The sequence below is a fragment of the Streptococcus infantis genome, assembly GCF_047464415.1.
In the GTDB taxonomy this organism is placed as follows: domain Bacteria; phylum Bacillota; class Bacilli; order Lactobacillales; family Streptococcaceae; genus Streptococcus; species Streptococcus infantis_AE.
This window is the reverse complement of the sequence record NZ_JASHBX010000005.1, coordinates 12,537-33,492: the sequence shown is the minus strand read 5'-3', so window position 1 is coordinate 33,492 and position 20,956 is coordinate 12,537. Positions and strand designations below refer to the sequence as shown.

Annotated in this window: 24 protein-coding genes, 1 tRNA gene and 1 pseudogene; 20 read left to right on the top strand and 6 right to left on the bottom strand. The window is 40.0% G+C overall.

All coding sequences use genetic code 11. The annotated features are described in order from the left end of the window. Positions 1-49 precede the first annotated feature (49 nt). A complete protein-coding gene (gene pyk / locus QM460_RS04075; protein ID WP_014713116.1) occupies positions 50-1,555 on the top strand; it encodes a pyruvate kinase in 1,506 nt (501 codons plus the stop codon). 508 nt (positions 1,556-2,063) lie between these two features. Here the strand turns inward: pyk and QM460_RS04070 are convergent. Together QM460_RS04070 and QM460_RS04065 are read right to left on the bottom strand one after the other, a co-directional pair. Continuing rightward, positions 2,064-2,136: transfer RNA gene (locus tag QM460_RS04070), tRNA-Thr, on the bottom strand. 122 nt (positions 2,137-2,258) lie between these two features. Then, a complete protein-coding gene (locus tag QM460_RS04065) occupies positions 2,259-3,002 on the bottom strand; it encodes a lysophospholipid acyltransferase family protein (protein WP_045762901.1) in 744 nt (247 codons plus the stop codon). Between the two features lie 132 nt (positions 3,003-3,134). On the opposite strand from QM460_RS04065, the gene QM460_RS04060 reads away from it, so the two are divergent. From QM460_RS04060 to QM460_RS04035, 6 genes are all read left to right on the top strand, one after another. Further along, positions 3,135-5,471 carry a cation-translocating P-type ATPase gene (locus QM460_RS04060; RefSeq protein ID WP_414289310.1) on the top strand — a complete coding sequence of 779 codons (2,337 nt, stop codon included), beginning with the start codon at positions 3,135-3,137 and terminating at the stop codon, positions 5,469-5,471. 101 nt (positions 5,472-5,572) lie between these two features. Then, entirely contained in the window at positions 5,573-6,250 is a 678-nt protein-coding gene (locus QM460_RS04055; protein ID WP_414289309.1) for a tRNA (adenine(22)-N(1))-methyltransferase, read from the top strand. Further along, complete coding sequence (locus tag QM460_RS04050) at positions 6,237-7,034, top strand: Nif3-like dinuclear metal center hexameric protein (protein ID WP_414289308.1); 798 nt, start codon at positions 6,237-6,239, stop codon at positions 7,032-7,034. The genes QM460_RS04055 and QM460_RS04050 overlap by 14 nt, the downstream gene beginning before the upstream one ends. A gap of 16 nt (positions 7,035-7,050) precedes the next feature. Continuing rightward, positions 7,051-8,148 carry an NAD(P)/FAD-dependent oxidoreductase gene (locus tag QM460_RS04045; RefSeq protein WP_414289307.1) on the top strand — a complete coding sequence of 366 codons (1,098 nt, stop codon included), beginning with the start codon at positions 7,051-7,053 and terminating at the stop codon, positions 8,146-8,148. Positions 8,149-8,251: 103 nt separating this feature from the next. Next, positions 8,252-9,271 (top strand): UDP-glucose 4-epimerase GalE, encoded by a 1,020-nt coding sequence (gene galE / locus QM460_RS04040; RefSeq protein WP_414289306.1) that lies wholly within the window; start codon positions 8,252-8,254, stop codon positions 9,269-9,271. After that, complete coding sequence (locus tag QM460_RS04035; RefSeq protein WP_414289305.1) at positions 9,255-10,205, top strand: glycosyltransferase family 2 protein; 951 nt, start codon at positions 9,255-9,257, stop codon at positions 10,203-10,205. The genes galE and QM460_RS04035 overlap by 17 nt, the downstream gene beginning before the upstream one ends. Before the next feature lie 102 nt (positions 10,206-10,307). Here QM460_RS04035 and QM460_RS04030 read toward each other — a convergent pair whose 3' ends face one another. Then, positions 10,308-10,505, bottom strand: a complete 198-nt coding sequence (locus tag QM460_RS04030) for a ferredoxin (protein ID WP_414289304.1) — start codon at positions 10,503-10,505, stop codon at positions 10,308-10,310. A gap of 45 nt (positions 10,506-10,550) precedes the next feature. On the opposite strand from QM460_RS04030, the gene QM460_RS04025 reads away from it, so the two are divergent. The 6 genes from QM460_RS04025 (at position 10,551) to pdxT (ending at position 14,418) form a co-directional block, all read left to right on the top strand. Next, positions 10,551-11,039: an SAG1386/EF1546 family surface-associated protein gene (locus tag QM460_RS04025; RefSeq protein ID WP_000410178.1), complete on the top strand. Its 489-nt coding sequence runs from the start codon at positions 10,551-10,553 to the stop codon at positions 11,037-11,039. A gap of 8 nt (positions 11,040-11,047) precedes the next feature. Next, complete coding sequence (cmk, locus tag QM460_RS04020; protein WP_414289303.1) at positions 11,048-11,719, top strand: (d)CMP kinase; 672 nt, start codon at positions 11,048-11,050, stop codon at positions 11,717-11,719. 139 nt (positions 11,720-11,858) lie between these two features. Continuing rightward, on the top strand, positions 11,859-12,197 hold the full coding sequence (locus QM460_RS04015; RefSeq protein WP_001061595.1) for a zinc ribbon domain-containing protein YjdM: 339 nt from the start codon (positions 11,859-11,861) through the stop codon (positions 12,195-12,197). Between the two features lie 2 nt (positions 12,198-12,199). After that, on the top strand, positions 12,200-12,832 hold the full coding sequence (locus tag QM460_RS04010) for a Pr6Pr family membrane protein (protein ID WP_414289302.1): 633 nt from the start codon (positions 12,200-12,202) through the stop codon (positions 12,830-12,832). A gap of 137 nt (positions 12,833-12,969) precedes the next feature. Beyond that, complete coding sequence (gene pdxS / locus QM460_RS04005) at positions 12,970-13,845, top strand: pyridoxal 5'-phosphate synthase lyase subunit PdxS (protein ID WP_223339211.1); 876 nt, start codon at positions 12,970-12,972, stop codon at positions 13,843-13,845. After that, a complete protein-coding gene (gene pdxT / locus QM460_RS04000; RefSeq protein WP_414289301.1) occupies positions 13,846-14,418 on the top strand; it encodes a pyridoxal 5'-phosphate synthase glutaminase subunit PdxT in 573 nt (190 codons plus the stop codon). Positions 14,419-14,447: 29 nt separating this feature from the next. Here the strand turns inward: pdxT and trhA are convergent, their stop codons facing one another. Then, entirely contained in the window at positions 14,448-15,095 is a 648-nt protein-coding gene (gene trhA / locus QM460_RS03995) for a PAQR family membrane homeostasis protein TrhA (protein WP_001097751.1), read from the bottom strand. Beyond that, complete coding sequence (locus tag QM460_RS03990; RefSeq protein ID WP_414289300.1) at positions 15,085-15,540, bottom strand: DUF1836 domain-containing protein; 456 nt, start codon at positions 15,538-15,540, stop codon at positions 15,085-15,087. The genes trhA and QM460_RS03990 overlap by 11 nt, the downstream gene beginning before the upstream one ends. 134 nt (positions 15,541-15,674) lie before the next feature. Here QM460_RS03990 and QM460_RS03985 point away from each other — a divergent pair, with 134 nt between their 5' ends. From QM460_RS03985 to trxB, 7 genes and pseudogenes are all read left to right on the top strand, one after another. Continuing rightward, entirely contained in the window at positions 15,675-16,175 is a 501-nt protein-coding gene (locus QM460_RS03985; RefSeq protein ID WP_414289299.1) for an N-acetyltransferase family protein, read from the top strand. Beyond that, positions 16,168-16,677 (top strand): annotated as a pseudogene (locus QM460_RS03980) (methylated-DNA--[protein]-cysteine S-methyltransferase); the annotation flags it as partial. The gene QM460_RS03985 and the pseudogene QM460_RS03980, both read left to right, overlap by 8 nt. Before the next feature lie 15 nt (positions 16,678-16,692). Beyond that, entirely contained in the window at positions 16,693-17,049 is a 357-nt protein-coding gene (locus QM460_RS03975) for a Spx/MgsR family RNA polymerase-binding regulatory protein (RefSeq protein ID WP_371620933.1), read from the top strand. A gap of 156 nt (positions 17,050-17,205) precedes the next feature. Then, positions 17,206-18,006 (top strand): amino acid ABC transporter permease, encoded by an 801-nt coding sequence (locus QM460_RS03970; protein WP_414289298.1) that lies wholly within the window; start codon positions 17,206-17,208, stop codon positions 18,004-18,006. Next, a complete protein-coding gene (locus QM460_RS03965) occupies positions 18,006-18,749 on the top strand; it encodes an amino acid ABC transporter ATP-binding protein (protein ID WP_414289297.1) in 744 nt (247 codons plus the stop codon). The genes QM460_RS03970 and QM460_RS03965 overlap by 1 nt, the downstream gene beginning before the upstream one ends. A 79-nt stretch (positions 18,750-18,828) precedes the next feature. Further along, complete coding sequence (locus tag QM460_RS03960; protein WP_000960970.1) at positions 18,829-19,053, top strand: DUF4059 family protein; 225 nt, start codon at positions 18,829-18,831, stop codon at positions 19,051-19,053. A gap of 65 nt (positions 19,054-19,118) precedes the next feature. Next, entirely contained in the window at positions 19,119-20,030 is a 912-nt protein-coding gene (gene trxB / locus QM460_RS03955) for a thioredoxin-disulfide reductase (protein ID WP_414289296.1), read from the top strand. A gap of 180 nt (positions 20,031-20,210) precedes the next feature. On the opposite strand, the gene rlmB is transcribed toward trxB, so the two are convergent. After that, positions 20,211-20,939: a 23S rRNA (guanosine(2251)-2'-O)-methyltransferase RlmB gene (gene rlmB / locus QM460_RS03950; protein ID WP_049548287.1), complete on the bottom strand. Its 729-nt coding sequence runs from the start codon at positions 20,937-20,939 to the stop codon at positions 20,211-20,213. Between the last annotated feature and the right edge of the window lie 17 nt (positions 20,940-20,956).

Genomic DNA, 20,956 nt, shown 5'->3' with positions numbered 1-20,956 from the left:
GGTAAAATGACCATAAAAGGTCAAATTATATAAAGGAGTCACAAAAATCATGAACAAACGTGTAAAAATCGTTGCAACTTTGGGTCCTGCGGTAGAAATCCGTGGTGGTAAAAAATTTGGTGATGACGGATACTGGGGTGAAAAACTTGACGTTGAAGCTTCAGCTAAAAACATTGCTCAATTGATTGAAGCAGGAGCTAACACTTTCCGTTTCAACTTCTCACACGGTGACCACCAAGAACAAGGTGACCGTATGGCAACTGTTAAACTTGCAGAAAAACTTGCAGGTAAAAAAGTTGGTTTCCTTCTTGACACTAAAGGACCAGAAATCCGTACTGAATTGTTTGAAGGTGAAGCTAAAGAGTACTCATACAAAACTGGTGAAAAAATCCGTGTTGCAACTAAACAAGGAATCAAATCAACTCGTGAAGTGATTGCTTTGAACGTTGCTGGAGCTCTTGACATCTATGATGACGTTGAAGTTGGTCGCCAAGTATTGGTTGACGATGGTAAACTTGGTCTTCGTGTTGTAGAAAAAGACGATGCAACTCGTGAATTTGTCGTTGAAGTTGAAAACGACGGTGTAATCGCTAAACAAAAAGGTGTAAACATCCCTAACACTAAAATTCCTTTCCCAGCTCTTGCTGAACGTGATAACGCTGATATCCGCTTCGGTCTTGAACAAGGTATCAACTTCATCGCGATCTCATTCGTACGTACTGCAAAAGACGTTAACGAAGTTCGTGCAATCTGTGAAGAAACTGGTAACGGTCACGTTCAATTGTTCGCTAAAATCGAAAACCAACAAGGTATCGATAACTTGGACGAAATCATTGAAGCTGCTGACGGTATCATGATCGCTCGTGGTGACATGGGTATCGAAGTACCATTTGAAATGGTTCCAGTTTACCAAAAAATGATCATCACTAAAGTGAATGCTGCTGGTAAAGTTGTTATCACTGCAACAAACATGCTTGAAACAATGACTGAAAAACCACGTGCAACTCGTTCAGAAGTATCAGACGTATTTAACGCTGTTATCGACGGAACTGACGCAACAATGCTTTCAGGTGAGTCAGCAAATGGTAAATACCCACTTGAGTCTGTTCGTACAATGGCAACTATCGATAAGAATGCTCAAACTCTTCTTAACGAATACGGACGTTTGAACTCAGATTCATTTGAACGTAACTCTAAGACAGAAGTTATGGCTTCAGCAGTTAAAGACGCTACAAACTCAATGGACATCAAATTGGTTGTAACTCTTACTAAGACTGGTCACACAGCACGTTTGATCTCTAAATATCGTCCAAATGCTGATATCTTGGCATTGACATTTGACGAATTGACAGAACGTGGATTGATGTTGAACTGGGGTGTTATCCCAATGTTGACAGAAGCTCCATCATCAACTGACGACATGTTTGAAATTGCTGAACGTAAAGCAGTTGAAGCAGGTCTTGTACAATCTGGTGACGATATCGTTATCGTTGCAGGTGTGCCACTTGGTGAAGCAGTTCGTACTAACACAATGCGTATCCGCACTGTACGTTAATCTAATATTAAAAAGCCTATCATATCAAGCTTTCTAGCTTGTGTGATAGGTCTTTTTTTGTGACGAGGGGCAAAATATATCATTTTCCTTTCAATGCTAAGGTATATAATACAGTTTGCCCTGTAACTTTTGCTGTAATTAGAGATTTCATTGGTCATCTTAGTATCTTTTTGTCTAAATCTAGCTAGGATTTTTTGGATAATAAGTCTATAAGTGTTTGATTGTTGCTTGAGCTTATTGCTATTTGGACAGAAAGAATTGCTAAAAGATAGTATTTAATAGTGTTTAGGAAAATAAAAAAAGCTCTCTGGAAAAACCAGAAAGCCTGAGAGGCATCTCCATGTGAGAAATTGGTTCACACAATTTCTCAAGGTCCGCTCCTGCGTTATGACCTCCTTTGCTCAATAGTAGCTCTCGCTACATATCGACTCATCGCAAGTTTTATTTTACTATAAGGACAATAAAATGTCAATAAAAAAAGTTCCTATACCAAGGAACTGATGAACAATGCTAATTGCCGGGATCGAACCGGCGACCTCATCCTTACCATGGATGCGCTCTGCCTACTGAGCTAAATCAGCTTACTTAAAAAGTATACTATAGAATCAAATCTTTGTCAATAAAATGTTTTATTTAAAAGTAATCAGATGTCAGTCAAACTAAAATGGCTTAAGAGAATATCCCTCAGCCATTTTATTCTAACCTAATTGATTTTGTTTTTTTCTGGATTCCAGATAAAACTTGCAATAAAGCTAAAGATGATGGTAATAATCGCAACTAAGACAGCAAGAATCAGTGCTGGTATGCGAATAAACCACCACAAAGGATTTGGTTTTTTGTTATCGTGCCATTGTTTTGTTTCCTCATCCAGACGTTGGAATTCTGATTGGATACGTTCAGCAACCATCTCAATTCCTTCATCATTCATTTTCTTAATGTCCGAGATATCGATAGGATTTCCGAAGTTCATATCGACACGTTCGCGACTGATGAGTCCTTTTAAGGTCATTGGACCAGTGTAAGTAACTGGCATGATGCGAACCTTGGCCATTTTAGCAATCAGAGCTACGCCACCTTTGACATCGTTAGAATGACGACTACCGCTTGGAAACATGATGAGAGATCGGTCGCTCTTTTTAAGAACATTGATAGGGTATTTGATAGCCGAAGCGCTAGGATTCTCCCGATCAATAGGAAAGGCACCACACATACGAATCCACCAACCAAAGATTCGATTAGAGAACAGTTCCTTTTTAGCCATAAAGACAAATTGCTTTGGTTTGGTCGCAAATGCCATGTAGACTGGATCCCACCAAGTACGATGGGGAGCAACTAGGATATAGTTTTCATCTTGACTCGGAATTTTATCCGTATTATGATAATGAGCATTACCGTTGATAGACCAGAGAATCAACATAACCAGCCCACGAAGATAAGTATAAAACATGGTATCTCCTTCAATTTTCTTTCTTTTATTATACCTTATCATACTAGGACAAGCAAATGTTTTTTTGTTTAGGCTGAATTGCTCTTCATATGAAATTAGAATTATTTTTAAAAAAATGATATAATAGAATTTATGGATAAAAATAAAATTATAGGCTTAAGCCAATCAGAAGTTAAAGAACGTCAGAAACAGGGACAGGTCAATGATTTCAAAGCATCAGCTAGCACCAGTACTTGGCAGATTGTAAAACGAAATGTCTTTACTCTCTTCAATGCTTTAAACTTTGCTATTGCATTAGCGCTCGCTTTTGTTCAAGCCTGGAGCAACCTGGTTTTCTTTGCGGTTATCTGTTTTAATGCTTTTTCAGGAATTGTAACCGAGCTACGTGCCAAGCATATGGTTGATAAACTCAATCTCTTGAATAAAGAAAAGATTACGACTATTCGTGATGGACAAGAGATTGCTTTAGACCCTGAAGAGCTTGTTTTGGATGATGTGATTCGCTTGTCTGCAGGGGATCAAATTCCAAGTGATGCGATTGTATTAGAAGGCTTTGCAGAAGTCAATGAAGCCATGTTAACGGGCGAGAGCGACTTGGTGCAAAAAGAAGTAGAAGACCTAATGCTGTCCGGTAGTTTTCTTGCCAGTGGTTCTGTCCTCGCTCAGGTTCATCATGTAGGAGCAGATAACTATGCAGCTAAACTCATGCTTGAAGCTAAAACAGTTAAACCAATCAATTCTCGTATCATGAAATCGCTAGATCAGTTAGCTGGCTTTACTGGGAAAATCATCATTCCATTTGGAATTGCCCTCTTGCTTGAAGCTTTGGTCTTAAAAGGTTTACCACTGAAGTCTTCTGTAGTGAATTCATCTACAGCTCTTTTGGGAATGTTGCCTAAGGGGATTGCCCTCTTGACCATTACCTCTCTTTTAACCGCTGTTATCAAGCTTGGTTTGAAAAAGGTCTTGGTGCAGGAGATGTACTCTGTTGAAACCCTAGCGCGCGTGGATATGCTCTGCTTGGATAAGACAGGTACCATCACCCAAGGTAAGATGCAGGTTGAGACTGTCCTTCCTCTTACTCAAGTTTATGATCAAAATGCTATTGCTGACATACTAACTAGCTATATGGCAAACAGTGAAGATAAGAACCCAACAGCTCAAGCTATCCGTCAACGTTTTCAAGGTCAAGTAGCTTATCCGATGATTTCTAGTCTTCCATTTTCAAGCGATCGTAAATGGGGAGCAATGGAGTTGGAAGGTCTAGGAACTGTTTTCCTAGGTGCATCGGAGATGTTGTTGGATGCTGAAGTTCCTGAAGCTAGGGAAGCTCTGGAACGAGGATCTCGTGTCTTAGTTCTGGCCCTCAGTCAAGAAAAACTTGATCACCACAAGCCACAAAAACCATCTGATATTCAAGCCTTGGCTTTGCTTGAGATTCTAGATCCAATCCGAGAAGGTGCTGCTGAGACGCTAGACTATCTTCGTTCTCAGGAAGTGGGGCTGAAAATTATCTCTGGTGATAATCCAGTCACTGTTTCAAGTATTGCTCAAAAAGCAGGTTTTGCAGACTATCAGAGCTATGTAGATTGTTCGAAAATTAATGATGAAGAATTGATAGCCATGGCTGAGGAGACAGCGATTTTCGGACGTGTCTCTCCTCATCAAAAGAAACTGATCATCCAAACGTTGAAAAAAGCAGGTCATACTACAGCCATGACAGGGGATGGTGTCAATGATATCCTTGCTCTCCGCGAGGCAGATTGTTCCATCGTGATGGCTGAAGGAGATCCAGCGACTCGTCAGATTGCAAATCTGGTTCTTTTGAATTCAGACTTTAATGATGTTCCTGAGATTCTCTTCGAAGGTCGTCGTGTGGTCAATAACATTGCCCACATTGCTCCAATTTTCTTGATTAAGACAATCTATTCCTTCCTGCTTGCAGTCATCTGTATTGCCAGTGCATTGTTGGGACGTACTGAATGGATTCTGATTTTCCCATTTATTCCGATTCAGATTACCATGATTGACCAGTTTGTGGAAGGATTCCCACCGTTCGTATTGACCTTTGAGCGAAATATTAAACCAGTCGAACAAAACTTCCTCAGAAAATCCATGCTCCGTGCACTACCAAGTGCCTTGATGGTAGTCTTTAGTGTTCTCTTTGTTAAAATTTTTGGAACCAGTCAAGGCTGGTCAGCCATTGAAATTTCGACTCTTCTGTATTATCTACTAGCGTCGATTGGTTTCATGTCTGTAGTTAGAGCTTGCTTGCCATTTAGTCTGTGGCGTATTCTCTTGATTATTTGGTCGGTTGGTGGCTTCCTTGGAACGGCTCTATTCCCAAGAATCCAAAAACTACTTGAAATTTCAACACTGACAGGACAAACATTACCTGTCTATGGCATCATGATGCTCATCTTTACTGTGATTTTCATCCTGGCAAGTCGTTATCAATCTAGAAAATAGAGAAAGACTGCAATCTATGATTGCGGTCTTTTTTAGGTGCAGGATTGCTAGATAAAATATGGTATAATAAAGAGAAATAGAGTTTTTGAAAGTGAGAGAAGATGATTTCAAAGAGATTAGAAACGGTAGCTTCTTTTGTACCTCAAGGAGCCGTTTTGCTAGATGTAGGAAGCGACCATGCTTATCTACCGATTGAATTGGTTGAAAAAGGGCATATTGAGCGTGCCATTGCAGGAGAGGTAGTGGTAGGTCCTTATCAATCTGCAGTAAAAAATGTTGAGAGTCATGGTTTGACTGAGAAAATCCAGGTTCGTTTAGCCAATGGTTTAGCAGCATTTGAAGAAAGTGACCAGGTTTCTGTCATCACTATTGCAGGAATGGGTGGTCGTTTGATTGCTACGATATTAGAAGAGGGTTTGGACAAACTAGCCAATGTTGAGCGATTGATTCTCCAACCAAATAACCGAGAAGATGAATTACGTAGTTGGTTACAAGAACACGGTTTTCAAATCATAGCAGAAAGTATTCTAGAAGAAGCTGGGAAATTCTACGAGATCATAGTTGCAGAAGCTGGTAAAATGAATCTATCAGCAACTGATGTCCGCTTTGGCCCATTCTTGTCCAAAGAAGTCAGTCCAGTCTTCATCCAAAAATGGCAAAAAGAAGCTGCTAAGCTTGAGTTTGCCCTTAGTCAAATTCCAGAAAAAAATCAAGAAGAACGTCAGGTTCTAGCAGATAAAATTCAAGCCATTAAGGAGGTGCTCCATGAAAGCAAGTGAAGTGATTAAGCGTTATGAAGCCTATTGCCCACAAGAATTTTCTATGGAAGGTGATAGTCGTGGTCTGCAAATTGGCACCCTAGACAAGGAAATTCAAAAGGTCATGGTTGCCCTTGATATTCGTGAAGAGACAGTCGCTGAAGCTATTGATAGGGGTGTTGATCTGATTATCGTTAAGCACGCCCCTATCTTTCGTCCGATTAAGGACTTGGTAGCTAGTCGTCCTCAAAATCAGATTTATATCAATCTCATCAAGCATGATATCACCGTCTACGTCAGTCATACTAATATTGATATTGTTGAAAATGGTCTCAATGACTGGTTCTGCCAACTGTTAGATATTAAAGATACAACCTATATACAGGAAACAGGTCCTGAACGTGGGATTGGCCGTATTGGAACTATTAGACCTCAAAAATTTAAGGAATTTGCTGACCATGTTAAGGAAGTCTTTGGTCTAGATAGCCTTCGTATGGTGTATTATCAAGAGAAGGATTTGCAAAAGACAATCTCAAGAGTGGCTATCTGTGGTGGCAGTGGGCAATCTTTCTATTCTGATGCTTTAGCAAAAGGAGCAGATGTTTACATTACTGGTGATATTTATTATCATACTGCTCAAGATATGCTGTCAGATGGTTTATTAGCTTTGGATCCAGGACACTATATCGAAGTGCTTTTTGTGGGAAGAATTGCAGCGCTCTTGAACGAATGGAAGGAAGAGAATGCTTGGTCGCTAGAAGTAGTCGCAAGTCAGGCTTCTACCAATCCATTCCATCATATCTAGTTAGAAGGTAAAGACAATGAAAAAAGTTGCCATTGTAGGAGCAGGAATTGTAGGGGCAACAGCTGCCTACTATCTCTCTAAGGAAGCAGATGTCGAAGTAACTGTCTTTGATCATGGGTACGGACAAGCTACCAAGGCAGCGGCAGGAATCATCAGTCCTTGGTTTTCTAAACGACGCAATAAGGCCTGGTACAAGATGGCTCGCCTAGGAGCAGACTTTTATGTAGATTTATTAGCTGATTTAGAAAAAACTGGTCAACAAGTTGATTTCTACCAGCGCTCAGGAGTCTTCCTTCTCAAAAAAGATGACTCCAAACTAGAGGAACTCTATGACTTAGCCTTGCAACGTAGAGATGAATCTCCCTTAATTGGCGAATTAGCCATTTTGGACCAAGCTGCTGCAAGCAGCCTATTCCCTGGTCTAAAGGGATTTGAGAGATTGCTCTATGCTTCTGGAGGAGCTCGAGTAGATGGGCAACTCCTAGTGAGTCGTTTACTGGATGCCAGTCAGGTTAAGGTCGTAAAGAAAGAGGTCAGTCTAAAACCCTTAGCATCGGGTTATCAAATAGACAACCAAATGTTTGACCAAGTTATCTTGTCCACAGGAGCTTGGCTTGGACACATGTTAGAGCCTTTAGGCTATGAGGTGGATGTTCGTCCTCAAAAAGGTCAACTTAGAGATTATCAGGTTGATTTAGACATGGCAAGCTATCCTGTTGTCATGCCTGAAGGGGAGTGGGATTTGATACCATTTCCTGGAGGTAAGTTATCTCTAGGAGCTACCCATGAGAATGACATGGGATTTGATCTTACAGTCGATAAAAATTTGCTCCAACAAATGGCTGAGGCAGCGAATCCATTTTATCCGAGTTTAAAGGGTGCAGTTTTATCTGGAGAACGTGTGGGGATTCGGGCTTATACGAGTGACTTTTCTCCATTTTTCGGACAGGTTCCAAACTTGTCAGGAGTTTATACAGCAAGTGGTCTAGGTTCTTCAGGCTTAACGACTGGTCCTATTATCGGTTATCATCTAGCTCAAATGCTTCAAGGGAGAAGTGGAGTATTAAATCCAGCAGATTATCCGACTGAAAGATACATTAAAAAGAAACAATAGTAAATCTTTTACTTAGATTTTACGATAGTGTTAGGAAAGTAAATGACTTTCCCTATCAAAAATGGTAAAATGAAAAAAATAATCCAAGAATTGAGGAAATAAAATGCAAGAAAAAATTCTGGTAACAGGTGGAGCAGGTTTTATCGGAACTCACACTGTCATCGAACTGGTCCAAGCTGGACACCAAGTAGTTGTCGTGGATAATTTGGTAAATAGTAGTCGTAAAAGTCTTGAAGTAGTCGAAAGAATCACAGGAGTAGAAATTCCTTTCTACGAAGCAGATATTCGTGATACAGATACACTTCGTGATATTTTCAAACATGAAGAACCAACAGGAGTCATCCATTTTGCTGGTTTGAAGGCTGTAGGGGAATCTACACGTATCCCTCTTGCTTACTATGATAACAATATCGCTGGAACTGTCAGTCTCTTGAAAGTTATGGAAGAGACTAACTGTAAGAACATCATCTTCAGCTCATCAGCAACAGTTTATGGAGATCCGCATACTGTTCCAATCCTCGAAGATTTCCCTCTTTCTGCTACTAACCCTTATGGTCGTACTAAGTTGATGCTTGAAGAAATCTTGACAGATATCTATAAAGCTGATTCAGAATGGAACGTTGTGTTGCTTCGTTATTTCAACCCAATCGGAGCGCATAAGAGCGGTGATTTGGGGGAAAATCCAAACGGTATTCCAAATAACCTTCTTCCATATGTGACACAAGTCGCAGTTGGTAAGTTGGAACAAGTTCAGGTCTTTGGAGATGACTACGATACAGAAGATGGAACAGGTGTACGTGACTATATCCACGTTGTTGACCTTGCGAAAGGACACGTTGCAGCCCTTAAGAAGCTTCAAAAAGGTTCAGGTCTAAACATATACAACCTTGGTACAGGAAAAGGTTACTCTGTCCTTGAAATTATCCAAAATATGGAAAAAGCAGTCGGACGTCCAATTCCTTACCGTATCGTTGAACGTCGTCCGGGTGATATCGCAGCTTGCTACTCAGATCCAGCAAAAGCTAAGGAAGAGCTAGGATGGGAAGCAGAACTTGGTATTACAGCAATGTGTGAAGACGCATGGCGTTGGCAAAGCAAGCATCCAAATGGATTTGAAGACTAAGATGATGATTTCAATCATAGTCCCATGTTTAAACGAAGAGGAAGTACTTCCTCTTTTTTATCAAACTCTTGAAGCACTGATTCCAGATTTGGGAACAGAAATCGAATTCATTTTTGTAGATGATGGTTCGACTGATAAGACTTTGGATCTTTTAAAGGTTTATCGAGAGAAAAATCCTGCAGTACATTATATCTCTTTCTCGCGAAATTTTGGGAAGGAAGCGGCTATATATGCAGGTTTACAACAAGCAAGTGGAGATTTGGTAGTGGTTATGGATGCAGACCTTCAGGATCCACCAAGCCTCTTGCTTGAGATGAAAGAACTACTAGATCAGAATCCAGACTTGGATTGTGTTGGAACTAGGAGAACTAGTCGAGACGGGGAACCCTTTTTACGTAGTTTCTGCGCCGATCTTTTTTATCGTTTCATGCAAAAAATTAGCCCAGTAGCTCTTCCATCGGGTGTTCGTGATTTTCGAATGATGAGAAGAACAGTTGCGGATGCGGTGTTGGAATTGACAGAATACAATCGCTTTTCCAAAGGGCTCTTTGCCTGGGTTGGTTTTCGCACTCACTATCTAGAATATCCTAATGTTGAAAGGCGGGCAGGTAAGACTAGTTGGAGCTTTAGACAACTCTTTTTCTACTCTATCGAAGGGATTGTGAATTTTTCAGATTTTCCTTTGATATTAGCTTTTGTTGCTGGTCTTTCATCATGTTTTCTGGCTTTGGTGATGACACTGTTTGTAGTTGTCCGTACTCTCTTACTTGGCAATCCAACTTCTGGTTGGACCTCTCTGATGGCTGTCATTCTATTTCTTGGTGGTGTCCAATTATTGACGATTGGGATTCTCGGAAAATATATCAGTAAAATCTATCTGGAAACGAAAAAAAGACCCCTCTATCTGATAAAAGAACAGAGTGAGTCAAGATAAGATTTGCTAAAAATAAGTCCTTCAAAAGACTATAATTTTCTGGAAAAATATGCTAAACTAGAGGAAGTGGTATTTGGAAATCGAATCACCACTGATGACAAATTAATCTTTGATGAGTGCGCGAGTAGGACACTGTTTTACAGCCTCTAGCAGTTCTTCACTAGCTGGGAAGTCTCTCTCTAGTTGATTAGGATTATCATAGAAACGCACAATACCATTATCATGGTAATCAAATAAATCAGAATAGGTTTGGCATAGCCCACAGGCAATGCATCGTTCAGGTATAAGTGTGATTTTCATATTTATATTGTAATAAGAAATTAGAAAAAAAACAAGGAGTAAGGTATGGAAAAGGAACCATGGCAAGAAGATATTTACGATATCGAGGAAAGTCGTTCGGAACGCAGAAGCAGAGGAAATAAGGAATCAGGAGTAGGAGCTAATCGTATTTTAACGATTTTGGCTTGTATTTTCTTTGTTATCGTTGTCGGTATGATTGCTATTCTAATCTACCTGTCATCTGGTGGAAGTGATCGTACGGCAGCCTTGAAAGATTTTCATGATTCTTCTGCGCCTAAGGTAGAGGAAGTATCTTCAACATCTTCAAGTAGTTCAGTTGAAGCATCAAGTTCTGAAGCAGAATCAACTTCTTCAAGTAGTTCAGAGGAACATACAAATGCTGAGGGAACCATTACTGTCCTTGCAGGTGAAGGTGAGGCAGCTATTGCAGCTAGAGCAGGCATTTCTATTGCCCAGCTTGAAGCCTTGAACCCTGGTCATATGTCTTCAGGAACTTGGTTTGCAAATCCTGGTGATGTCCTTAAGACAAGATAGGAGTTAGAATGAAAACAATTCAGATCGCTATTGATGGTCCAGCTTCAAGTGGTAAGAGTACAGTAGCTAAGATTATCGCTAAGGACTTTGGATATACCTACTTGGATACAGGTGCCATGTATCGTGCTGCGACTTACATCGCTTTGAACAACCAAGTAAGTCCAGAAGAGTCATCTCGACTTCTTGAATTATTGGAACAATATCCGATTAGCTTTGGTCGTGCTGAAACAGGAGAACAGCTTGTTTTTGTTGGAGATGTTGATGTGACAAATCCAATTCGAGAAAATGAAGTAACTAATACTGTATCTGCTTTTGCAGCTATTCCAGCTATTCGTGAAAAATTGGTAGCCCTTCAGCAAGAAATTGCCCAACAAGGCGGAATCGTCATGGATGGTCGAGATATTGGTACAGTGGTCTTGCCTAAGGCTGAATTGAAGATTTTTCTTGTTGCTTCAGTGGATGAGCGTGCGGAACGCCGTTATAAGGAAAATCTTTCAAAGGGGATCGAAACAGATTTGGAAACTTTGAAAGAAGAGATTGCTGCGCGTGATTATAAAGATAGTCATCGTGAAACCTCTCCTCTTAAGCAGGCTGATGATGCAATCTATTTGGACACAACAGGGCTAAGTATTTTAGAAGTTGTCGAAAAAATTAAATCAGAAGCAGTCAAACATTTTTAATTTGAAATTTAAACCGATTGACCACGATAGTGGTGAGTCGGTTTTTTAGCAATTTGTCAAATTTTAAATTTTAAGGTATAATAGATTCTGTTAACGAAAATTTGACAATCAAACAATCATGAAAATAGAAGGAGATAAAATGAACAATCTACCAAATTGCCCAAAATGTAATTCAGAATATGTCTATGAAGACGGAGCCTTGCTAGTCTGTCCAGAGTGTGCTTATGAATGGAATCCTGCTGAGCAAGCAGAGGTTGAAGACGGCCTTGTTGCCATCGATGCTAATGGAAATAAATTGGCTGACGGTGATACAGTAACCTTGATCAAAGACCTTAAGGTAAAAGGCGCTCCAAAAGACCTTAAGCAAGGAACACGTGTTAAAAACATCCGTATTGTTGAAGGTGACCACAACATCGATTGTAAGATTGATGGTTTTGGTGCTATGAAATTAAAATCAGAATTTGTTAAAAAGATCTAATCATGACTGTTTGGAATAAAATAATTTTTTTCAGCCGGGCTTTCATGTTTTTAGCCGCATTTACAGGGGTCTATCTGGAAATTACCAAACGTGGTGGTTTAGGGATGTTGCTTTACTATACAGTCCTTTCCAACCTTTTGGTTGTCATCTTTACAGCTTATCTTTTGTTAAAGATGCGTAGTGGCGGTGATAGTTGGCAAAGTCCTGGAATTCTACGTCTCAAAGGTGGTGTCACTATGAGTATCATGATTACTTGTGTCATCTATCATTTCATGCTAGCTCCCTTGACGACAGATTTTTACCGTTTGGAAAATTTCCTTTGTCATTATATCGTACCTCTCTGGTTTTTAGCAGATACAATTATTTTTGATAAGAGTCGTCAATATAAGTGGTTTGATCCCATGCTTTGGACCAGCCTTCCTTTGTTTTATATGATTTTTGCCATCTTAAACGGTTTTGTTCTAAAGATGGATGTCCCTAACGCTAAGGATAGTCCCTTCCCTTATTTCTTTTTGAATGCTACCAAACATGGTTGGGGCTTTGTCTTTAGATGGGCAGCTACTATCTTTGTTGCCTATATGGTTTCAGGATATCTGTTTTATCTTGTTAAAAACATTAAAAAATCTAAGAAATAAGAGTACCTTCTATGGGTACTTTTTTGATGATTGATATAATTGTACCCGGACAAATCGATTTTTTTTATCTTGTACTTGAGTCATTTCTACCTTAAAATAAAATTGTAGCTACCAATACAACTATTGAGGAAGAGAAAATGACTGAAAATCGTTATGAATTAAATAAAAATTTGGCACAGATGCTTAAAGGTGGCGTCATCATGGATGTTCAAAATCCTGAGCAAGCAAGAATTGCAGAGGCTGCAGGTGCGGCAGCTGTTATGGCCTTGGAGCGAATTCCAGCTGATATTCGTGCAGCTGGTGGTGTCTCTCGTATGAGCGATCCAAAGATGATCAAGGAAATCCAAGACGCAGTCAGCATTCCAGTTATGGCCAAGGTTCGAATTGGGCATTTTGTTGAAGCACAGATTTTAGAAGCCATCGAGATTGACTATATCGATGAGAGTGAGGTGCTATCTCCAGCTGACGATCGTTTCCATGTGGATAAGAAAGAATTCCAAGTTCCTTTTGTTTGCGGTGCTAAAGATCTAGGAGAAGCCTTACGTCGTATCGCTGAAGGAGCATCAATGATCCGTACAAAAGGGGAACCTGGAACAGGAGACATCGTTCAGGCAGTCCGCCATATGCGTATGATGAATCAAGAAATCCGTCGCATTCAAAATCTCCGTGAAGATGAACTCTATGTCGCAGCAAAAGAACTCCAAGTACCTGTAGAATTAGTTCAATACGTTCACGAACATGGAAAACTACCAGTCGTGAACTTCGCAGCAGGTGGTGTAGCAACACCTGCAGATGCTGCTCTTATGATGCAGCTAGGTGCAGAAGGTGTCTTTGTTGGTTCAGGGATTTTCAAATCAGGTGATCCTGTTAAACGTGCAGCAGCAATTGTCAAGGCAGTTACAAACTATCAAAATCCTCAAATTTTAGCTCAAATCTCAGAAGATTTGGGAGAAGCCATGGTTGGTATCAATGAGAATGAAATCCAAATTCTCATGGCTGAGCGAGGAAAATAGATGAAAATTGGAATATTGGCCTTGCAAGGCGCCTTTGTAGAGCATGAGAAAGTCCTTGCCAAACTAGGAGTTGAAAGTGTTGAACTGCGAAATCTAGAAGACTTTCAGCAACATCGAGGTGAGCTGTCAGGTTTGATTTTACCTGGAGGCGAGTCGACAGCTATGGGAAAACTCCTACGTGACCAACAGATGCTACTTCCTCTAAGAGAGGCTATTCTCAATGGTTTACCAGTCTTTGGGACTTGTGCTGGTTTGATTTTACTAGCGAAACAGATTACCTCTCAGGAAGAGACTCATCTGGCTAACATGGACATAGTAGTAGAGCGCAATGCCTATGGACGTCAGCTAGGAAGCTTTTATACAGAAGCAGACTGCAAGGGTGTTGGCAAGATTCCCATGACCTTTATCCGTGGACCTATTATTAGTGAAGTTGGTAAGGGTGTTGATGTTCTGGCAGTAGTGAACAATCAAATCGTTGCGGTACAAGAAAAGAATATGCTCGTAACCTCCTTTCATCCTGAATTGACAAATGATCTTCGCTTGCATCAATACTTTATCAACATGTGCAAATAAAAATAGGTCGGGATTTTCCCGGCCTATTTTTACATGTAATAAACAATGGCAATGTATTGGAGAGCTGAAGCTGCTAGGATGAAGAGATGCCAGATCATGTGGAAGTATGGTTTCTTCTTAGCGTAAAATCCAGCACCAACTGTATAGCAAAGCCCACCTGATACCATAAGAGTCCAAAAGATTGGATTTGTTTGACTGATGATTGCTGGTAGGATAGCCACAACTAACCAACCCATGATTAAGTAGAGAATTAGACTAAATTTTTCATTGACTTTTTTGGCAAAGATTTTATAAAGAATACCAAAAATAGTTGTTCCCCACTGAATGGCGATAATCAGATAACCAAACCAGTTATTCATCAAGGTCAAAACGACAGGAGTATAAGAGCCAGCAATCGCAACATAAATCATGGAATGGTCGATAATGCGCAAGACATACTTATGAGTGGAACCATAAGCCATAGAATGATAAATGGTCGATGAAAGGAACATGAGAAAGAGGCTAATAACGAAAATCGACACCCCAATCGATGATAAAAATCCATGAGCTTCATAACTATAAGTCGATGAGATAGGGAGCAAAATCAGCATGATAAGTGCCCCTACAGCATGGGTGACACTGTTTGCTATCTCTTCTCCAAAACTAAGGCGCTTGCTAAGTTTAAAACTAGTATTCATTTGTTTCCTCCTCTTCATTTTCTGTATAGACAAGAGCAAGTGTCTGATGATAGAGTTTAACCGTTTGGCAACTTGCTTGGATAATAGGATTAGCTGGGTCTAGGTCTTCGTTCATGTAGTCTACAAAAGCATTGTAAAGATCTTTTGAGTTAGTCTCTGTGTGTAGGGTATTAAGGGTTTGAGCAATTTCCTGGATTGAAAAAACAGACTTGAGCGTTGTGATAGCAATCAATCGGGCGATTTGTTTGCGTTGGTATTTTTTCTTTTCAGGTTTGGTGATATAGCCGTGTTTGACATAGTTGTTCACCATTGATGCAGTTAAACCTTTCTCTTTAGCAAGAGAAATTGGGGAACAAACTTTATTTACATAAAGTAGGACCTGATCCAAATAGAGATCAATGTTTGGAATTTCGTCCCATTCTGGGTAGGAAAAAGTAGATTTCATTTCCAACTCCTGTTTATCTAGTTTTGATAACTAGATTATAAAATAATATAAATAAAAAGTCAAGTTTTAACTGCTTGTAGAAAGCCTTAAATTATGCTATGATGAGAGAAACTAGTCAGAAAAGAGGAGATAAGATGGAAATTCGTTTAGCCTTTCCAAACGAAGTAGATGCAATTATGCAAGTGATTGAGGAAGCTAAAAAATGCTTGGCGGAAGCTGGTAGCACTCAGTGGCAAAATGGTTATCCAAATACTGATACGATTATCGAAGATATTATCTCAGGTCAGGCTTATGTAGCACTGGAAGAAGGAGAACTCTTAGCTTATGCAGCAGTAACCAAGAGTCCAGAAAAAGCCTATGAAGCCATTTATGATGGAAGCTGGGAAGGAAGAGAGTCAGAGTATCTAGTTTTTCACCGTATTGCTGTCGCTAGTGATGTGCAAGGGCAAGGTGTTGCCCAGACCTTCTTGGAAGGCTTGATTGAAGGTTTTGATTACCTAGATTTTCGTTCAGATACGCACGCTAAAAACAAGTCCATGCAACATATCTTTGAAAAGCTTGGTTTTAAACAGGTCGGTAAAGTTCCAGTAGATGGGGAACGTTTGGCCTATCAAAAAATAAAATCAAATGCCTAAGCAGTATGCAAAGATGCTGTACAAGTCTCCGATTGGAATCTTATCTTTGGTAGCAGATGATCACTATCTGTTTGGGATATGGGTTGAAGCACAGACCCATTTTGAGCGAGGTTTGTCGCTAGGTAATCTAGTTGAGGTGGAAAGTCATCCCATTTTAAATCAAATTGCTAGCTATTTAGATGCTTATTTTAAAGGACAAACTCAAGATTTGTCTCAGTTACCTTTGGCTCCTGTTGGTAGTGACTTTGAAAAAAGAGTCTGGAACTACTTGCGTGGAATTCCTTTTGGTCAGACTGTTACTTATGGACAAATAGCTAAGGACTTGCAGATAGCTTCGGCTCAGGCAATCGGAGGTGCTGTGGGGCGCAACCCCTGGTCTATCCTAGTACCTTGTCACCGCGTATTAGGTGCTGGTAATCGTCTAACAGGCTATGCTTCAGGAATTGACAAGAAGGCTTGGCTCTTAAAGCATGAAGGTGCAGCATTTCAAGAGAATAAAGAACAGAAAGAAAAGAAAATGTTAGAATTTATCGAATACCCAAAATGTACAACTTGTAAAAAAGCCAAAAAAGAGTTAGATCAACTCGGGCTAGAGTATAAAGATGTTCATATTGTAGAAGAAACTCCGAGCGAGGAGGTCATTTTAAATTGGATTGAAACTTCAGGATTTGAGTTGAAGCAATTTTTCAATACCAGTGGAATTAAATACCGTGAACTGGGCTTAAAAGATAAGGTTGGGACTTTATCCAATAAAGAAGCAGCCAAACTCTTGGCCAGTGATGGTATGTTATTAAAACGTCCAATATTAGTGGAGAATGGTGTTGTTAAACAAATTGGCTATCGTAAAACCTACGACAACTTGGATTTGAAATAGTTTTTTTCTATCTCCTTGATAGGTAAAATATATAACCTCACACTTTTAAAGTATGATAAACTAGTAGGTAGACAAAGTCTCTTCTGCACGTAGCAAATATTTTAAATCTAGGCAGAAGTATGATAGAATGATTCATTATCAGGAGAGGATGTTTCTATGAATGTTACAACACTTTTAGCATCAGATTGGTACCAAAACTTGATGCAGTATATTCCAGACGGTAAACTGTTTAGTTTTCGTTCTGTCTTTGATGGGATTCCAAGAATTGTACAACAATTGCCAACAACATTGATGTTGACAGTATTTGGTGCTTTTTTTGGTATCATCTTGGCTTTGGTTTTTGCTATTGTAAAAATTAATCGCGTTAGAATTCTTTATCCATTACAAGCATTTTTTGTTAGTTTCTTAAAAGGGACACCAATCCTAGTGCAGTTGATGTTGACTTACTATGGAATTCCTCTGGCATTAAAAGCGTTAAATCAACAATGGGGAACTGCTTTTAATATCAATGCGATTCCGGCTGCAGCTTTTGCAATTGTAGCTTTTGCTTTTAACGAAGCAGCTTACGCTAGTGAAACTATCCGTGCTGCTATTCTTTCTGTTAATCCTGGAGAGATTGAAGCCGCTCGTAGTCTTGGAATGACACGTGCACAAGTTTACCGTCGTGTGATTATTCCAAATGCAGCGGTAGTAGCGACTCCAACCTTGATTAACTCCCTAATCGGTTTGACTAAGGGTACTTCCCTAGCCTTTAGTGCTGGTGTTGTAGAAGTCTTTGCACAAGCTCAGATTTTGGGTGGTGCAGACTACCGTTACTTTGAACGTTTCATCTCAGTTGCTCTTGTATACTGGGTGGTAAATATCGCTATTGAAAATCTTGGTCGCTTTATTGAGAGAAAAATGGCCATCGAAGCACCAGATAATGCGAAAACAGATTTGAAAGGAGACCTTCGCTAATGATTAAGATTTCAAATTTAAGCAAATCCTTTTCAGGTCAAACCGTCTTGGATCATCTGAATTTAGATATTCAAAAAGGGGAAGTAGTGGCATTGATTGGTTCATCAGGAGCGGGTAAATCTACCTTTCTTCGTAGCCTAAATTATCTGGAAACACCTGATAGTGGAAGCATTCAGATTGATGACTTTAAAGTCGACTTTTCTCAGATCACTCAAGAAGAAATCCTGACTCTTCGTCGTAAGTTGTCCATGGTATTTCAACAATTTAATTTATTCGAACGTAGAACAGCCTTAGATAATGTCAAGGAAGGTTTGGTAGTTGTTAAAAAACTTTCCGACGAAGAAGCAACTAAGATTGCCAAAGAAGAGTTGGCTAAGGTTGGTCTTTCTGATCGCCAACAGCACTATCCTCGCCACTTATCAGGTGGACAAAAACAACGGGTAGCTTTGGCGCGTGCTTTAGCCATGAAGCCAGCAATCTTGCTCTTGGATGAACCTACTTCAGCCCTTGATCCAGAATTAGTTGGTGAGGTAGAACGATCTATTGCTAATGCTGCCAAATCAGGTCAAACTATGATTTTGGTCAGTCACGATATGTCCTTTGTTTCTCAGGTAGCTGATAAGATTTTATTCTTGGATAAAGGAAAGATTATTGAGTCTGGAACACCAGATGAGATTATCAATCATCCTAAAGAAGAACGAACAAAAGAATTCTTTGCTAGTTACAAACGGACCTATATTTGATATAATAGAAGATAAGAAAGACTCAGTTGGCTAGGCTAACTGGGTTTGCTCTTTAAAATTAATAGAAATGAGAGAGAGCATGCTAGTTCAGCTATTTGCTTTGTATTTAGAGAGTTTAGTGTTGACAATTCTACTGGTCTTGATTATTTTGGGACTCTGGATTGGACTTAGAGCTCTGTCGGGGGTTGATAAAACTGCTAAAGCACGTCAAGCCCATCTCTACGATATGATTATGATTGGAGTTTTGACCATTCCAGTATTGTCATTTGCAACCATGAGCATCTTGTTGGTTCTCAAGGCTTAATAGTTGTAAAATGGGATTTAATTCGTTAGAATAAAAATAGTTACAACAAGAAAGAAGGAAAGAGAATGTACGATACGATTATTATCGGTGCAGGTCCTGCTGGGATGACTGCAGCCTTGTATGCAGCACGCAGTAATCTGAAAGTGGCTTTGATTGAAGGAGGCCTTCCAGGAGGTCAGATGAATAATACTTCTGACATTGAAAACTATCCAGGTTATGCTAATATCAGTGGTCCTGAATTAGCTGAAAAAATGTTTGAACCTCTTGAAAATCTGGGTGTTGAGCATCTCTATGGCTTCGTTGAAAATGTTGAGGATCATGGGGAATTTAAAAAAGTCGTAACAGACGACCAAGTTTATGAAACTCGCACAGTTATCGTGGCGACTGGTTCTAAACATCGTCTCTTGGGAGTTCCAGGTGAAGAAGAACTCAATAGCCGTGGTGTTTCTTACTGTGCGGTTTGTGATGGAGCCTTTTTCCGTGACCAAGATTTGTTGGTTGTAGGTGGAGGTGACTCAGCAGTTGAAGAAGCAATCTTCTTAACACGATTTGCTAAGTCTGTAACTATCATTCACCGTCGTGATGAGCTTCGTGCTCAAAAAGTCTTGCAAGATAGAGCTTTTGCCAATGAAAAAATCAATTTCATTTGGGATTCGGTTGTCAAAGAAATCAAGGGTGAAAACCGTGTGGAGTCAGTTGTCATTGAAAATGTTAAAACAAATCAAGTGACTGAACATGCCTTTGGTGGTGTCTTCATCTATGTTGGATTGGATCCAGTTAGTGACTTCGTCCAAGAGTTGCAGATTCGAGACCAAGCGGGTTGGATTGTGACAGACGACCACATGAAAACAAGCGTTGCAGGGGTCTTCGCAGTTGGAGATGTTCGCCACAAAGACCTTCGACAAGTTACAACAGCTGTTGGAGATGGTGCTATTGCAGGTCAAGAGGCCTATAAATATATTACTGAACATAGTTAAAAAGGCGGTGGGATAGAAATCGATAGACAAGTCTCGATTTCGTAGTCCCAGCCCCGCGAGGATGATTAGGAGCTTTTTGGAGTCCAAAAGACGAAAAAAAAGTTCAATCAGCTACCGTGTCAAAGTTTGATTGCTAATAAAAAGTGAGGTCGGGATCTTTTGTCCCAACCTCACTTTTTATTAGAGTCGATTTCTGAAGACTTCGTACATGAGAATGGCTGCAGCAACACTGGCATTGAGGCTTTGTACGTGACCATTCATAGGAATAGTAATCATTTCATCTACTTGTTTTTTGATGTTACTAGAGATACCTTTGCCTTCATTTCCGATGATGAGGGCAATCTTTCCTTTGGTATTCCATTTGTTGCAAGGAGTTCCGTTCATATCAGTACCGAATGTCCAGAAGCCTTCATCCTTGAGTTTGTCCAAGGTTTGGCTGAGATTGGTAACGCGGGCAATGGGAACGTGTTCAATCGCACCTGTTGCTGTTTTTGCTACGACAGGAGTGACGCCGACAGCTCGGTGCTTGGGAATGATAACACCTGAAACATTGGTTGCATCCGCTGTTCTCAAGATAGAACCGAGATTATGTGGGTCCGTTAAACCATCAAGGATTAGTAGTAGTGGGTTTTCTTCCTGGCGTGTCTTAGCAAGAATTTGCTCAAGTTCAGTATAGGCAAATTCAGAAACGCGCAAGACAAAACCTTGGTGAACAGCTCCTTCAGTCATCTCAGAAAGTGATTTTTTAGAAGTCCAAGAAATGGATACTTTCTTTTCAGTAGCCAATTCCTTAACTTTTTCCACATTCTTTCCTCGTAAATCTTCCTGAAGGTAGAGTTTGTTTCCAGTATTTGCTAAAAGAGCTTCTGTGACGGCATGAACGCCATAGACAATATCGTTTGTTTTCATATCTTCATTATAACACA